A 15,246-nucleotide genomic window follows, 5' to 3' on the forward strand; every position below is an offset into this window, starting at 1 on the left:
CGCAGAATCACTATTTCGCGGTCACAACCTGCATGCCGAACGGTTCGTTCTGCAGCGCAAGTGTCAGAACTTCCTCGATTCGTTTCACCGGATGGATATCCAAATCGGCGATAACGTTATCCGGAATTTCTTCAAGGTCGCGTTTGTTCTCATCAGGAATCAGAACAGTCTTAATACCGCCGCGATGCGCCGCCAGCAGTTTTTCCTTCAGACCGCCGATTGGCAGCACCTGACCACGCAGCGTAATCTCCCCGGTCATCGCCACATCGGCGCGTACCGGGTTGCCGGTCAGGCAGGAGACCAGCGCCGTACACATGGCGATACCCGCGCTCGGACCATCCTTCGGCGTCGCCCCTTCCGGTACGTGGACGTGAATATCACGCTTCTCGTAGAAGTCGGCGTTAATGCCCAGCTTGTCCGCCCGCGAACGTACCACGGTCAGAGCAGCCTGAATCGACTCCTGCATCACCTCGCCCAGCGAGCCGGTGTAGGTCAGTTTGCCTTTACCCGGTACGCAGGCGGTTTCGATGGTCAGCAGATCGCCGCCCACTTCCGTCCACGCCAGACCGGTCACCTGACCGACGCGGTTCTCACTATCGGCGCGGCCATAGTCGAAGCGCTGCACGCCGAGATAATCATGCAGATTCTCACCGTTAATTTCGATGTGTTTCAGCGTTTTATCCAGCAACAGCTGCTTAACGGCCTTACGGCACAGCTTGGAGATTTCACGCTCCAGGCTACGAACGCCCGCTTCACGGGTGTAGTAACGAATAATGCCGATAATGGCGCTATCGTCGACGGTCAGTTCGCCTTTCTTCAGCGCGTTGCGTTCGATCTGCTTCGGCAGCAGGTGACGCTTGGCGATGTTCAGTTTTTCATCTTCGGTGTAACCCGAGAGGCGAATTACTTCCATACGGTCCAGCAGCGGCGCCGGAATGTTCATGGAGTTGGACGTCGCCACGAACATCACGTCGCTGAGATCGTAATCCACTTCCAGATAGTGGTCGTTAAAGGCCACGTTCTGTTCCGGATCCAGCACCTCAAGCAACGCGGAAGCCGGGTCGCCGCGCATGTCGGAAGACATTTTGTCGATCTCATCCAGCAGGAACAGCGGGTTTTTCACCCCCACTTTCGCCATTTTCTGGATCAGTTTGCCCGGCATCGAGCCAATATAGGTCCGACGATGACCGCGAATTTCCGCTTCATCGCGCACGCCGCCCAGCGCCATGCGGACGTATTTCCGGCCGGTCGCTTTGGCGATAGATTGACCCAACGAGGTTTTACCTACCCCCGGCGGTCCCACCAGGCAGAGGATCGGCCCCTTGATTTTGTTCACCCGGCTCTGCACCGCGAGATACTCAAGGATGCGGTCCTTCACGCGCTCCAGACCATAGTGATCGGTATCGAGGATCTCCTGGGCCTGACGCAGGTCTTTTTTGACCTTACTGCGCGCATTCCACGGCACCTGCACCATCCAGTCGATGTAGCCACGCACGACGGTCGCTTCCGCAGACATCGGCGACATCATCTTCAGCTTCTGCAGTTCCGCTTCGGTTTTCTCTTTCGCCTCTTTCGGCATTTTCGCCGCGTCGATCTTGCGCTTCAGCGCTTCGTTTTCGTCCGGGGCGTCGTCCATCTCGCCGAGTTCTTTCTGAATCGCTTTCATTTGCTCGTTCAGATAGTACTCGCGCTGGGATTTCTCCATCTGCTTTTTGACGCGGTTGCGAATGCGCTTCTCAACCTGCAGCAGATCGATTTCCGATTCCATCATCGCCATCAGATATTCCAGACGTTCGTTGACGTCGGACATCTCCAGCACGGACTGCTTGTCCGCCAGCTTCAGCGGCATATGCGCCGCGATGGTATCCGCCAGGCGCGCCGGATCGTCGATGCTGTTCAGCGACGTCAGCACTTCCGGTGGGATCTTTTTATTCAGCTTGATATAGCCTTCAAACTGGCTGATAGCGGTACGAACCAGCACTTCCTGCTCACGTTCGTCAATCGCCGGCGAGTCGAGATACTCCGCTTTCGCCGAGAAATGTTCGCCATTATCAGACAGCGCAGAAATGCGTGCACGCTGTAGCCCTTCGACCAGCACCTTCACGGTGCCGTCCGGCAGCTTCAGCATCTGCAAAATAGACGCCACGGTTCCAACGGTGAAAAGATCGTTTACACCCGGCTCATCCGTCGACGCTTCTTTCTGCGCAACCAGCATGATTTTTTTATCATGGTCCATGGCCGCTTCGAGGCAACGGATAGATTTTTCCCGCCCTACGAACAGGGGTATGACCATGTGCGGATAAACCACCACATCGCGCAACGGCAATACGGGGATTTCAATGCGTTCAGAACGCTCAGGATTCATAGAGCTCTCTCTTAGTTTAAAGTCCGCCAGGTAGCCGACGACGCCACACTCCACTGCATCGTCGTTAATATGTAATCCAGTATATGGGGATGTATTCCACACATTCAACGGCGGGAATGCAGGAAAAATAAAAGGGGAGATAAAATCCCCCCTTTTTGTTAACTGCTTGAGTGAAATGGCTAATTATTCGCCAGATGCCTGCTGAGCTTCCGGTTTGCCGTAGATCAGCAACGGTTTGCTCTGCCCGGCGATAACCGACTCATCAATGACCACTTTTTCGACATCTTCCATCGAAGGCAGGTCATACATGGTGTCCAGCAGCGCCGCTTCCACAATGGAACGCAGGCCACGGGCGCCGGTTTTACGCGCCATCGCTTTCTTGGCGATGGCATCCAGCGCTTCGTCGCGGAATTCAAGCTCTGCGCCTTCCAGGCTAAACAGCGCCTGATACTGCTTGGTCAGGGCGTTTTTCGGCTCTTTCAGGATCTGGATCAGCGCTTCTTCGCTCAGCTCGTTCAGGGTCGCCACTACCGGCAGACGGCCAATGAATTCCGGAATCAAACCAAACTTGATCAGATCTTCCGGCTCGACCTGGGCCAGCAGTTCGCCTTCGCTCGCTTTGTCGGACTTCGCTTTAACCGTCGCGCCAAAACCAATGCCGGAGCCGGTTTCCACACGGTGGGAAATCACTTTATCCAGACCGGCAAACGCGCCGCCGCAGATAAACAGGATCTTGGAGGTATCAACCTGCAGGAACTCCTGCTGCGGGTGTTTGCGCCCGCCCTGCGGTGGAACGGCGGCGACGGTGCCTTCGATAAGCTTCAGCAGCGCCTGCTGCACGCCTTCGCCGGAGACGTCGCGGGTAATCGACGGGTTGTCGGATTTACGCGAAATTTTGTCGATTTCGTCGATATAGACGATGCCGCGCTGCGCTTTCTGCACGTCGTAGTCGCACTTCTGCAGCAGTTTCTGAATGATATTTTCGACGTCCTCACCCACATAACCGGCTTCGGTCAGGGTGGTGGCGTCCGCCATGGTAAACGGCACATCCAGCAGGCGCGCCAGCGTTTCCGCCAGCAGCGTTTTACCGGAGCCGGTCGGCCCGATCAGCAGAATGTTACTTTTACCCAGCTCTACGCCATTGCTGGTATCGCCATTGCGCAGACGTTTGTAGTGGTTGTATACCGCGACCGCCAACACTTTTTTCGCCTGTTCCTGACCGATGACGTAGTCATCAAGGTGGTGGCGAATCTCGTGCGGCGTCGGCAGCGCGCTGCGCTCGCGGTGCGGCGCAACTTCTTTAATCTCTTCGCGAATGATGTCGTTACATAAATCAACGCATTCGTCGCAGATATACACGGATGGCCCGGCGATCAGCTTACGCACTTCATGCTGGCTTTTGCCGCAAAAAGAGCAATACAACAATTTGCCCGATCCATCTTTGCGTTTATCTGTCATGAGTCCAAACCTCTTTTTAAGTTCTTTGTGCCGCACACGACGACGCAAATGCCATTCTCAGGCGCAAGCCGCCATATAGCGTTGTGCCGCCCTTCATTAGTATATACACAAAATCCTTCGCGCTACATCGAGGCGGTAGCGAAGCTACCGGCCGCCTGCCTGCCCGGCAAGCCTCCGGAAAAATGCCAACCGCTTAGCAGACGTGGCGAGAAGGATGCAGCGTAAAGCGGCACCCTTGCGCCTCGGGCATCAATTACGATGGGTCAAAATAGAGTCGACCAGTCCGTACTCCACGGCTTCCGCAGCAGAGAGGAAGCGGTCACGCTCGGTGTCACGCTCAATCTGCTCAAGAGACTGGCCGGTATGATGCGCCATCAGCTCATTCATGCGTCCTTTCACCTTCAGGATTTCACGGGCGTGGATCTCAATATCCGTCGCCTGCCCCTGATAGCCGCCCAGCGGCTGGTGGATCATCACGCGGGAGTTCGGCAGGCAGAAACGCTTGCCCTTCGCCCCGGCGGTCAACAGGAACGCGCCCATGGACGCGGCCTGTCCCATACAGATGGTGCTGACGTCCGGCTTGATGAACTGCATGGTGTCATAGATCGACATCCCGGCGGTGATCACCCCGCCCGGAGAGTTAATGTACAGGTAAATGTCTTTTTCCGGGTTTTCCGCTTCCAGAAACAGCATCTGCGCCACGATCAGGTTTGCCATGTGGTCTTCGACCTGGCCGGTCAGAAAAATGACGCGTTCCTTAAGCAGACGGGAGTAGATATCAAAAGAACGTTCACCGCGTGAGGTCTGTTCAATGACCATCGGCACCAGGGCCATATGGGGTGCAAAGTTGTCTCGTTCGCCACTGTATGACATTTCCGTCTCCTGGAGTAATTTTAAAATACCTGCTGCACTGATTGTAACCTTACGGACGGATTATCAGCCACAGTTTCTATCCGCTGAACGCGTCACCGCCTCTTCAACACGCGTGCAATTGCGGATGCACTTGCCTCCCCCGGTAATGGGGATGGCGTTGCCATATTTCAAGCATAACAAGCTTTTGCTGTAACGCTATCATGGTAAATGCGTTTTAGCACCGTGCCTGAGGCTGGCATTATCCTAAAAAAAAACCCGCCGCCTTTCGGCAACGGGTTTTTGCACGAACCTTAAACCATCGCGGCGAAATTACGCCTGCTGGTTCATCAGTTCGTTGAAGGAAGTGGCTTTTTCAGACACTTTGGCTTTCGCCAGCACGGCTTCAACAGCCTGCTCTTCCAGCGCCACGTTGCGCATGTTGTCCATCAGCTCTTTGTTCTTGCTGTAGAACTCAACCACTTCTGACGGATCTTCGTAAGCAGAAGCCATCTCTTCGATCAGGCCTTTCACGCGCTCTTCGTCAGCTTTCAGCTCGTTGGTGCGAATCACTTCGCCCAGCAGCAGGCCAACCACTACGCGGCGTTTAGCCTGCTCTTCGAACAGCTCACGCGGCAGTTCCAGAGCCTGTTTCTCGTTGCCACCGAAACGCTGAGCAGCCTGGCGACGCAGCACGTCGATTTCGCTGTCGATCAGGGCCGCCGGAACGTCGATTTCGTTAGCTTTAACCAGACCTTCGATAGCCTGAGACTTCACGCGGTTACGCACAGCGCCTTTCAGCTCGCGTTCCATGTTTTTACGCACTTCAGCGCGCAGGCCAGCGACGGAACCATCTTCCACGCCGAAACGTTTGATGAATTCTTCGGTCAGCTCCGGCAGTTCACGTTCTTCAACTTTCTTCAGGTTGATAACGAACTTAGCCGCTTTACCTTTCAGGTTTTCAGCGTGGTACTCTTCCGGGAAGGTCACGTCGATGGTGAACTCGTCACCCGCTTTGTGGCCTTTGATACCGTCTTCGAAGCCCGGGATCATACGACCCTGACCCATCGCCAGTACGAAGTCAGACGCTTTGCCGCCTTCGAACTCTTCGCCGTCTACGGAACCGGTGAAGTCGATGGTTACGCGATCTTCAGCGTCAACTGCGCCTTCTTTGTCTTTCCAGGTGGCCTGCTGCTTGCGCAGGGTTTCCAGCATGGTGTCAACGTCAGCGTCGGTCACTTCAACAACCGGTTTTTCTACTTCGATCGCTTCCAGACCCTGCAGTTCAACTTCCGGGTACACTTCGAACTCTACCGCGTAGGTGAAGTCTTCGCCCAGTTTGTATTCGCCCGGAACGTAGTTCGGCGCGCCGGCCGGATTGATTTTTTCTTTGATGATCGCGTCAACGAAATGACGGCTCATCAGGTCGCCCAGCACGTCCTGGCGAACGGATGCGCCATAACGCTGAGCAACAACATTCATCGGCACTTTGCCTTTACGGAAGCCGTCAATGCGAACTTTTTTCGCTACGTTGACCAGCTCGCTTTTGACAGCATTCTCGATGCTGTCAGCGGCGATAGTAATCGTTACACGGCGCCCAAGGCCCTGAGTGGTTTCAACTGAAACTTGCATCTTGTTACCTCAAAAAAATCACAGTGCTCGGTCAACTCTGGAAGCGCGTGTAGGTGGCTTCGCAGAACCGGGATGCCCTCTTCAAATCAGAAACACATTCCCTGTCGTCAGAATCATCCCGAAGACATTCATATATAAGACGCGGCATTATAGCGGCATCACTTTTGTGAGTCGAGAACGGTTGTCGCCTGGTGCTGCGGCATTTTTCACATTTCCCGCTCAATTTTGTCCGCAAAAGCGCTGACTTTGCGCATTTTCCAGGCAAAACAAAACGGCCCGTAGGCCGTTTTTGCTAAATCTGCAAGCAACATACTGGAAAAGCGCCAGCGGTTGCAAATGGGATTTCTAGGCGATGCTCCCCGCGCCGCGGCACGGCGGCGAGGCGAAAACCGTATCCTGTAGCGCTTCCCATTCTTTAATCGTGTAGGTGTGCAACGCCAGGGCGTGCACCGTATTCGACAGCTCCTCGGTTAGCGTGCCGTAGATCATACGGTGGCGATTAAGGAAACGCTCGCCAGTGAAGCGATCGCTCACTAACACCACTTTAAAATGACTTTCAGAGCCCGCAGGGACGTTGTGACGATAACTTTCATCCACGACTTCGAGATACATCGGGTCGAACGCTGCTCTAAGTTTTGCTTCGATCTGTTCACGTATCATCATGAATTTTCTCCTCCGACAACGCTGAGATGCCGCCACTCCTTTTAAATGTTAGCCGCTTTTACCGCTTCCATTAGGAGAAAACAACAAAAAATTAGCATTGTTCTGATATTTTCATTCAAAAGTATCACGTTTACTGGCTCTGGTCGCCAGATCCGCCGGGGAAAGAGCGATTAACCGTAGCGGGGCGCTCAGAAAACCGCCAGGGCGATGGATTTACACGCGTTGCCACTTCCCCTTGCCGTTGGCAATGCTATGATGGCGGTAATTTTCCTTATAACAACACCATGCGTTGAGACCTGAACATGCTTAAGAAGATCCTTTTCCCGTTGGTCGCCATGTTTATGCTGGCAGGATGCGCCACGCCGCCGACCACCATTGAAGTATCGCCGAAAATCACGCTGCCGCAGCAGGATCCGAGCCTGATGGGCGTGACCGTCAGCATCAACGGCGCCGACCAGCGTCCGGACCAGGCGCTGGCGAAAGTGACGCGCGACAACCAACAGGTCACCCTCACCGCCTCCCGCGACCTGCGCTTCCTGCTGCAGGAAGTGCTGGAGAAACAAATGACCGCGCGCGGCTATATGATTGGCCCGAACGGCGCAGTCGATCTGCAGATCATCGTCAACAAACTTTACGCTGACGTCTCCCAGGGCAACGTGCGCTACAACATCGCCACCAAAGCCGATATCGCCATCATCGCCACCGCGGCAAACGGCACCAAGATGACCAAAAACTACCGCGCCAGCTACTCGGTTGAAGGCGCCTTCCAGGCCTCGAACAAAAACATCGCTGATGCCGTTAACAGCGTCCTGACCGATACCATCGCCGATATGGCGCAGGACACCAGCATTCACGATTTCATCAAGCAAAACGCGCGTTAATGCCACCACGAACCCGGCCTCCGCCGGGTTCGTGCTTTATGCTATGTCCAGTCATTACTTACGCATTTTTCAGCAGCCTAAATCAGCGATTTTGCTGATCCTCGGCTTCGCCTCCGGTCTGCCGCTGGCCCTCACCTCCGGTACCCTGCAGGCCTGGATGACGGTGGAAAATATCGATCTGAAAACGATCGGTTTTTTCTCGCTGGTCGGCCAGGCCTATGTCTTTAAATTTCTCTGGTCCCCGCTGATGGACCGCTACACGCCGCCGTTTCTCGGCCGACGTCGCGGCTGGCTGGTCACCACCCAGATCCTGCTCCTGTTGGCCATCGCGGCGATGGGCTTTCTTGAACCCGTCTCCCAGCTGCGCTGGATGGCGGCGCTGGCGGTGGTGATCGCCTTCTGTTCAGCGTCGCAGGACATTGTCTTTGACGCCTGGAAAACCGACGTTCTGCCGGCGGAAGAGCGCGGCGCCGGCGCCGCGATCAGCGTGCTGGGCTATCGCCTCGGGATGCTGGTCTCCGGCGGTCTGGCTCTGTGGCTCGCCGACCGCTATCTCGGCTGGCAGGGGATGTACTGGCTGATGGCGGCGCTGCTGGTGCCCTGCATCATCGCCACGCTGCTGGCGCCCGAGCCGAGCGACGTCATCCCGGTTCCCCGATCGCTGGAGCAGGCGGTGGTTGCACCGCTGCGCGATTTTTTCGGCCGCAACAACGCCTGGCTTATTCTGTTGCTCATCGTTCTTTATAAGCTTGGCGATGCGTTTGCCATGAGCCTGACCACCACCTTTCTCATCCGCGGCGTCGGTTTTGACGCCGGTGAAGTGGGGATGGTGAACAAAACCTTAGGCCTGTTCGCCACCATTCTCGGTGCCCTGTACGGCGGCGTCCTGATGCAGCGGTTGACGCTGTTCCGGGCGCTGCTGATCTTCGGTCTGCTGCAGGGGGTCTCCAACGCCGGCTACTGGCTGCTGTCGATTACCGATAAGCACCTCTATTCCATGGCGACCGCGGTATTCTTTGAGAACCTGTGCGGGGGAATGGGCACGGCGGCGTTTGTGGCGCTGCTGATGACGTTGTGCAACAAGTCGTTCTCCGCCACCCAGTTCGCGCTGCTCTCGGCGCTGTCCGCGGTTGGCCGCGTGTACGTCGGGCCGATCGCCGGCTGGTTCGTCGAGGCCCACGGCTGGTCCACCTTCTATCTCTTCTCTGTGGTCGCGGCGGTGCCGGGGATCGCGCTGCTGCTGCTGTGCCGGCAAACGCTCGAGCATACCCAACGCACGGCAAGCTTTATACCGCGTAGCGAATATCCGCAGGCCTATGCGCTGGCGCTGGGGATCCTGACGCTGGGCTGCCTGCTGCTGGCGGTATGGCTGGGTCTGCTGATCCTCAACGCGCTGGATTATACGTCGTTCAGCTTCCTGTCCGGCCTGCTGGAGGTTGCCGCGCTGACGGCCGTTGGCGGTATTTTGCTCGGCGGCCTGCTCGACTACCTGGCGCTGCGTAAAACCCACCTGATTTAAGGACGCTGCATCATTATTAGCCGTTGTAATTACGAAACGTAATTATAACGGCTTATTAACGCTTTTATATTGCCCGCCGCGCTATTTGTTGTTTTGTGCGTTTTTGTTTTCTGGAAATTATTGACAGTTTTTATTCGATTCTTTAAATAATTTAACCGATTCAGCTAAGCCGATTTTATTTTACGTTTCCACAATGTCTTTTATTTGATAATTAAATGTTAAACAATTGTTCTAATTTTTGGGTGGTTATGCCCATTCGCCGCTAAGCACTCCTTTTCTTATCCCTTTCGTTATCGATCCCACGAAAATCAGGCTTTGCAAGCGATTACGTAACACTACGTAACATATGTGACAAAGCAAGCAGAAGCCGCTAACACAGAACTGACAGAGATCCAATCATGTTTACAGTAATGCAACCTTACCGTAAAATGCCCGTACACTTTAAACGCCACCAGATCCCGTGGAATTGAGGTCGTTCAATGAGACTCAGGAAATACAATAAAAGTTTGGGATGGATGTCATTAATCGCAGGTACTGTATTACTCAGTGGTTGTGATTCTGCACTCCTTGACCCAAAAGGACAGATTGGACTGGAGCAACGCTCTTTGATTCTGACGGCCTTCGGCCTGATGATGATTGTCGTTATTCCCGCCGTCTTGATGGCAGTAGGATTTGCCTGGAAGTATCGCGCGAGCAATAAAGATGCGAAGTATAGCCCGAACTGGTCACACTCCAATAAAGTGGAAGCTGTGGTCTGGACGGTACCTATTCTGATCATCCTGTTCCTGGCCGTTCTGACCTGGAAAACCACTCACGCACTGGAGCCAAGCAAACCGCTTGTCCATGACGAGAAACCAATCACCATCGAAGTCGTATCGATGGACTGGAAATGGTTCTTTATCTATCCGGAACAGGGTATTGCTACCGTTAACGAAATCGCCTTCCCGGCGAACGTACCGGTACACTTCAAAGTGACCTCTAACTCGGTGATGAACTCGTTCTTTATTCCGCGCTTAGGCAGCCAGATCTACGCAATGGCCGGGATGCAGACTCAGCTGCACCTCATTGCTGACGAAGCTGGTACTTATGACGGTATCTCCGCTAGCTACAGTGGCCCGGGCTTCTCTGGTATGAAGTTCAAAGCGATTGCTACCCCGGATCGTGCAACTTTCGATCAGTGGGTTGAAAAAGCGAAACAGTCTCCGAACGCTATGGACTCTATGGCCGCGTTCGAGAAAGTGGCTGTGCCTAGCGAATATAACAAAGTGGAATACTTCTCTAACGTGAAGCCGGATCTGTTCAAAGATGTTGTGAACAAATTCATGTCTCACGAGAGCATGAACATGTCCAAACCTGAAGGCGAGCATGCCGCTCACGACGGGATGGAAGGCATGGACATGAGCCACGCGGAAACCGCTCACTAAGGGGCCGAGGAAGAAAACGATGTTCGGAAAACTTACACTGGATGCAGTGCCCTACCACGAACCTATTATCGTGGTAACGGTGGCTGCGATTATCATTGGGGGACTGGCGCTTCTGGCGGCCATCACTTACTTCGGTAAGTGGTCCTACCTATGGAACGAGTGGCTGACCTCTGTCGACCACAAACGTCTCGGTATCATGTACGTTATCGTGGCAATCGTCATGCTGCTGCGTGGCTTTGCTGACGCCATCATGATGCGTAGCCAGCAGGTGCTGGCCTCGGCCGGGGAAGCAGGCTTCCTGCCGCCTCATCACTACGATCAGATCTTTACCGCCCACGGCGTTATTATGATCTTCTTCGTGGCGATGCCGTTCGTTATCGGTCTGATGAACCTGGTGGTTCCGCTTCAGCTCGGCGCACGCGACGTAGCCTTCCCGTTCCTCAACAACCTGAGCTTCTGGTTCACCGTTGTGGGCGTGATTCTGGTTAACCTGTCTCTGGGCGTCGGTGAGTTCGCGCAGACCGGTTGGCTGGCCTATCCGCCGCTGTCGGGAATTGAGTACAGTCCTGGCGTAGGGGTCGACTACTGGATTTGGGCGCTGCAGCTCTCCGGTATCGGTACTACCCTGACCGGTATTAACTTCTTCGTGACCATTATCAAGATGCGCGCCCCGGGCATGACCATGTTCAAGATGCCGGTATTCTCCTGGGCATCTCTGTGCGCTAACATCCTGATTATCGCCTCTTTCCCAATTCTGACCGTCACCATCGCGCTGCTGACCCTGGATCGTTACCTGGGCACCCATTTCTTTACCAACGATATGGGTGGCAACATGATGATGTACATCAACCTGATTTGGGCCTGGGGTCACCCGGAAGTGTACATCCTGGTTCTGCCGGTGTTCGGGGTCTTCTCCGAAATCGCCGCGACCTTCTCGCGTAAGCGTCTGTTCGGTTACACCTCTCTGGTGTGGGCAACCGTCTGTATTACCGTTCTGTCGTTCATCGTTTGGCTGCACCACTTCTTCACCATGGGTGCCGGCGCAAACGTAAACGCCTTCTTCGGTATTACCACCATGATTATCGCGATCCCGACCGGGGTTAAGATCTTCAACTGGCTGTTCACCATGTATCAGGGTCGCATCGTCTTCAACTCGGCGATGATGTGGACTATCGGCTTTATCGTGACCTTCTCCGTAGGTGGGATGACCGGCGTGCTGCTGGCGGTACCGGGCGCGGACTTCGTTCTGCACAACAGCCTGTTCCTGATCGCGCACTTCCATAACGTTATCATCGGCGGCGTGGTATTCGGTTGCTTCGCAGGTCTGACCTACTGGTGGCCGAAAGCCTTTGGCTTCACCCTGAACGAAACCTGGGGCAAACGCGCTTTCTGGTTCTGGATCATCGGCTTCTTCGTAGCATTTATGCCGCTGTACGTGCTGGGCTTCATGGGGATGACCCGTCGTCTGAGCCAGCAGATCGATCCGCAGTTCCACCCGATGCTGGTTGTTGCAGCTTGCGGTGCGGCGCTGATCGCCTGCGGTATCCTGTGCCAGCTGATTCAGTTCTACGTCTCTATTCGCGACCGCGATCAGAACCGTGACCTGACCGGTGACCCGTGGGGTGGCCGTACGCTGGAGTGGGCAACCTCTTCTCCACCGCCGTTCTACAACTTCGCTATCGTTCCTCAGGTTCACGAGCGTGACGCCTTCTGGGAAATGAAAGAGAAAGGTGAAGCGTACAAACAGCCTGCTCACTATGAAGAAATTCATATGCCGAAAAACAGCGGCGCCGGCATCGTCATTGCCGCCTTCGCGACGGTATTTGGTTTCGCCATGATCTGGCATATCTGGTGGATGGCGATCGCCAGCTTCATCGGCATCGTAGCGACCTGGATTATTAAGAGCTTTGACGAGGACGTGGATTACTACGTACCGGTTGCAGAAGTCGAAAAACTGGAAAAACAGCATTTCGATGAGATTAACAAAGCAGGGCTGAAAAATGGCAACTGATACTCTTGCGCATACTGCCCACGCGCATGAACACGGGCACCATGATACAGGACCGATGAAGGTATTCGGTTTCTGGATCTACCTGATGAGCGACTGCATTATCTTCGCTACGCTGTTTGCTACCTATGCCGTTCTGGTGAACGGCACGGCCGGCGGACCGACTGGCAAAGATATTTTCGAACTGCCGTTCGTTCTGGTTGAAACCGCACTGCTGCTGTTCAGCTCCATCACCTACGGCATGGCGGCTATCGCCATGTACAAAAACAACAAGAGCCAGGTGGTTTCCTGGCTGGCGTTGACCTGGCTGTTTGGCGCCGGATTTATCGGGATGGAAATCTATGAATTCCATCACCTGATCATGGAAGGCTTTGGTCCGGATCGTAGTGGCTTCCTGTCCGCGTTCTTCGCGCTGGTCGGCACCCACGGTCTGCACGTGACCTCTGGCCTTATCTGGATGGCGGTGCTGATGTTCCAGGTTTCACGTCGTGGCCTGACCAGCACTAACCGCACGCGTATCCTGTGCCTGAGCCTGTTCTGGCACTTCCTGGACGTCGTGTGGATCTGCGTGTTCTCGGTTGTCTATCTGATGGGGGCGATGTAATGAGTCATTCTACCGATCATAGCGGCGCTTCTCACGGCAGCGTGAAGAGCTACATGACAGGATTTATCCTGTCCATCATCCTGACGGTCATTCCGTTCGCCATGGTGATGAGTGGCTCCGCCTCGCATGCGGTTATCCTTGGCACCATTCTGGTGACCGCTGTGGTGCAGATCGTGGTACACCTCGTGTACTTCCTGCATATGAACAGCAAGTCCGATGAAGGCTGGAACCTGACCGCATTTATCTTCACCGTAATCATCATTGCGATCGTGGTTGTCGGCTCCATCTGGATTATGTGGAACCTGAACTACAACATGATGATGCACTAAGAGCGGCGAGTATGTTTAAGCAATACCTGCAAGTTACGAAACCAGGCATTATTTTTGGCAACCTGATCTCCGTGATCGGCGGTTTCCTGCTGGCCTCCAAAGGCCACATCGACTATCCGCTGTTCGTCTGGACGCTCCTTGGAGTATCCCTGGTGGTCGCCTCGGGTTGTGTATTCAACAACTACATCGACCGGGACATCGATCGTAAGATGGAACGGACGAAAAACCGGGTGCTGGTCAAAGGGCTGATCTCGCCAGAAGCTTCGCTGGTGTACGCCACCTTGCTGGGTATTGCTGGCTTTATGCTGCTGTGGTTCGGCGCAAATCCGCTGGCCTGCTGGCTGGGGGTGATGGGGTTCGTGGTTTATGTCGGCGTCTACAGCCTGTACATGAAACGCCACTCTGTCTACGGCACGCTGATTGGCTCACTCTCCGGCGCAGCGCCGCCGGTGATTGGCTACTGCGCGGTCACCGGTGATTTCGACAGCGGTGCGGCGATCCTGCTGGCTATCTTTAGCCTGTGGCAGATGCCTCACTCCTACGCCATCGCGATTTTCCGCTTTAAGGATTATCAGGCGGCGAATATTCCGGTGCTGCCGGTGGTGAAAGGCATTTCGGTCGCCAAAAACCATATTACGCTGTACATCGTCGCCTTTGCCGTTGCGACCCTGATGCTCTCGCTGGGCGGTTACGCCGGGTATAAATACCTGGTCGTGGCGGCAGCGGTCAGCGTCTGGTGGCTGGGTATGGCGCTGCGTGGCTACAAAGTGGCAGATGACAAAGTCTGGGCGCGCAAGCTGTTCGTCTTTTCCATCGTCGCCATCACTGCGCTGTCCGTGATGATGTCCGTTGACTTTATGGTGCCGGATTCACATAGCCTGCTGGCTTACGTGAGATAATCTCGCTCTCCAGTACGATATAAAGCCCCGTTTTGACGGGGCTTTTTCTTTTCTGTTTCAAATTGGTTCCTTTCTCATTTCATACTTTTCCTCCCCTCCCCCGCATCGGTTTCGCTATCTCACGCCCAAAAAATGAGGAAAAAATGAGCTTGTGCTAACCGGGTATCGCTCGCGCCGCACGCGCCCGCGATGCTACTTTTCGCCTCGGGTTTACACCCGTTTGGGAAATATTCACTACAAGGAATCGCAATGAAAGAATTAACACTGAACGAAATGGAGTACATCTCCGGCGGCTTTAACCTGTTAGGCGCGGCCAACGGCTTCGCCAGCTTTGTCGCCAACTCTGCCGTCGGCTTCACCTCGTTTGTCCTCACCTCCGGTACCGCCTTCGCCTCATTCGTTGGCGACAGCGCGATGGCGTTTGGTTCCTTCCTGACCGGTCAGACAAACTGGGAAACCTTTGTGACCACCGGTAAGGAAAACTGGGGTAGCTTCGTCAATACCGCCGGCACCAGCTGGAACACCTTTGTCGATAACGCCGCCAGCGACTGGAGCAGCTTCCTCAACAAAGCGTCAGCCTAAACGACGTCTCGCCGAGGGCAGCGCATCGGCTGC

The 15,246-nt window shown here is 54.7% G+C and carries 13 protein-coding genes; 8 read left to right on the forward strand and 5 right to left on the reverse strand.

Annotated elements, in window-relative coordinates; all coding sequences use genetic code 11:
- Positions 1–10: 10 nt before the first annotated feature.
- The 5 genes from lon to bolA all read right to left on the reverse strand — a co-directional run bounded on the left by lon (position 11) and on the right by bolA (position 6,967).
- A complete protein-coding gene (lon, locus tag ABLV04_RS25120; RefSeq protein WP_023288614.1) occupies positions 11–2,365 on the reverse strand; it encodes an endopeptidase La in 2,355 nt (784 codons plus the stop codon).
- A gap of 183 nt (positions 2,366–2,548) precedes the next feature.
- Positions 2,549–3,823 carry an ATP-dependent protease ATP-binding subunit ClpX gene (gene clpX, locus ABLV04_RS25125; RefSeq protein ID WP_002891807.1) on the reverse strand — a complete coding sequence of 425 codons (1,275 nt, stop codon included), beginning with the start codon at positions 3,821–3,823 and terminating at the stop codon, positions 2,549–2,551.
- A 249-nt stretch (positions 3,824–4,072) separates the two neighbouring features.
- Positions 4,073–4,696: an ATP-dependent Clp endopeptidase proteolytic subunit ClpP gene (gene clpP / locus ABLV04_RS25130; protein WP_002891804.1), complete on the reverse strand. Its 624-nt coding sequence runs from the start codon at positions 4,694–4,696 to the stop codon at positions 4,073–4,075.
- Between the two features lie 309 nt (positions 4,697–5,005).
- On the reverse strand, positions 5,006–6,304 hold the full coding sequence (gene tig, locus ABLV04_RS25135) for a trigger factor (protein WP_023288613.1): 1,299 nt from the start codon (positions 6,302–6,304) through the stop codon (positions 5,006–5,008).
- A gap of 345 nt (positions 6,305–6,649) precedes the next feature.
- A complete protein-coding gene (bolA, locus tag ABLV04_RS25140; protein WP_002891649.1) occupies positions 6,650–6,967 on the reverse strand; it encodes a transcriptional regulator BolA in 318 nt (105 codons plus the stop codon).
- Between the two features lie 302 nt (positions 6,968–7,269).
- On the opposite strand from bolA, the gene ABLV04_RS25145 reads away from it, so the two are divergent.
- The 8 genes from ABLV04_RS25145 to ABLV04_RS25180 all read left to right on the forward strand — a co-directional run bounded on the left by ABLV04_RS25145 (position 7,270) and on the right by ABLV04_RS25180 (position 15,213).
- Positions 7,270–7,848, forward strand: a complete 579-nt coding sequence (locus ABLV04_RS25145) for a lipoprotein (protein ID WP_004204800.1) — start codon at positions 7,270–7,272, stop codon at positions 7,846–7,848.
- Between the two features lie 43 nt (positions 7,849–7,891).
- Positions 7,892–9,367 (forward strand): muropeptide MFS transporter AmpG, encoded by a 1,476-nt coding sequence (ampG, locus tag ABLV04_RS25150; RefSeq protein ID WP_032453853.1) that lies wholly within the window; start codon positions 7,892–7,894, stop codon positions 9,365–9,367.
- Between the two features lie 479 nt (positions 9,368–9,846).
- Entirely contained in the window at positions 9,847–10,791 is a 945-nt protein-coding gene (gene cyoA, locus ABLV04_RS25155) for a cytochrome o ubiquinol oxidase subunit II (RefSeq protein ID WP_004204802.1), read from the forward strand.
- A 19-nt stretch (positions 10,792–10,810) separates the two neighbouring features.
- The gene (gene cyoB / locus ABLV04_RS25160; RefSeq protein ID WP_004204804.1) at positions 10,811–12,802 is read left to right on the forward strand and encodes a cytochrome o ubiquinol oxidase subunit I; all 1,992 of its coding nucleotides are present in this window, start codon (positions 10,811–10,813) and stop codon (positions 12,800–12,802) included.
- Positions 12,792–13,403, forward strand: coding sequence for a cytochrome o ubiquinol oxidase subunit III (locus tag ABLV04_RS25165; protein WP_002891635.1), 612 nt, complete (start codon positions 12,792–12,794; stop codon positions 13,401–13,403). The genes cyoB and ABLV04_RS25165 overlap by 11 nt, the downstream gene beginning before the upstream one ends.
- Entirely contained in the window at positions 13,403–13,732 is a 330-nt protein-coding gene (locus ABLV04_RS25170; protein ID WP_002891634.1) for a cytochrome o ubiquinol oxidase subunit IV, read from the forward strand. Before ABLV04_RS25165 ends, ABLV04_RS25170 begins: the two co-directional genes overlap by 1 nt.
- 11 nt (positions 13,733–13,743) lie before the next feature.
- Positions 13,744–14,631 (forward strand): heme o synthase, encoded by an 888-nt coding sequence (gene cyoE / locus ABLV04_RS25175; RefSeq protein WP_002891629.1) that lies wholly within the window; start codon positions 13,744–13,746, stop codon positions 14,629–14,631.
- A 249-nt stretch (positions 14,632–14,880) separates the two neighbouring features.
- The gene (locus ABLV04_RS25180) at positions 14,881–15,213 is read left to right on the forward strand and encodes a hypothetical protein (protein ID WP_048296855.1); all 333 of its coding nucleotides are present in this window, start codon (positions 14,881–14,883) and stop codon (positions 15,211–15,213) included.
- Positions 15,214–15,246 lie beyond the last annotated feature (33 nt).

This window comes from Klebsiella sp. JN_Kp127 (assembly GCF_040062505.1).
In the GTDB taxonomy this organism is placed as follows: domain Bacteria; phylum Pseudomonadota; class Gammaproteobacteria; order Enterobacterales; family Enterobacteriaceae; genus Klebsiella; species Klebsiella quasipneumoniae.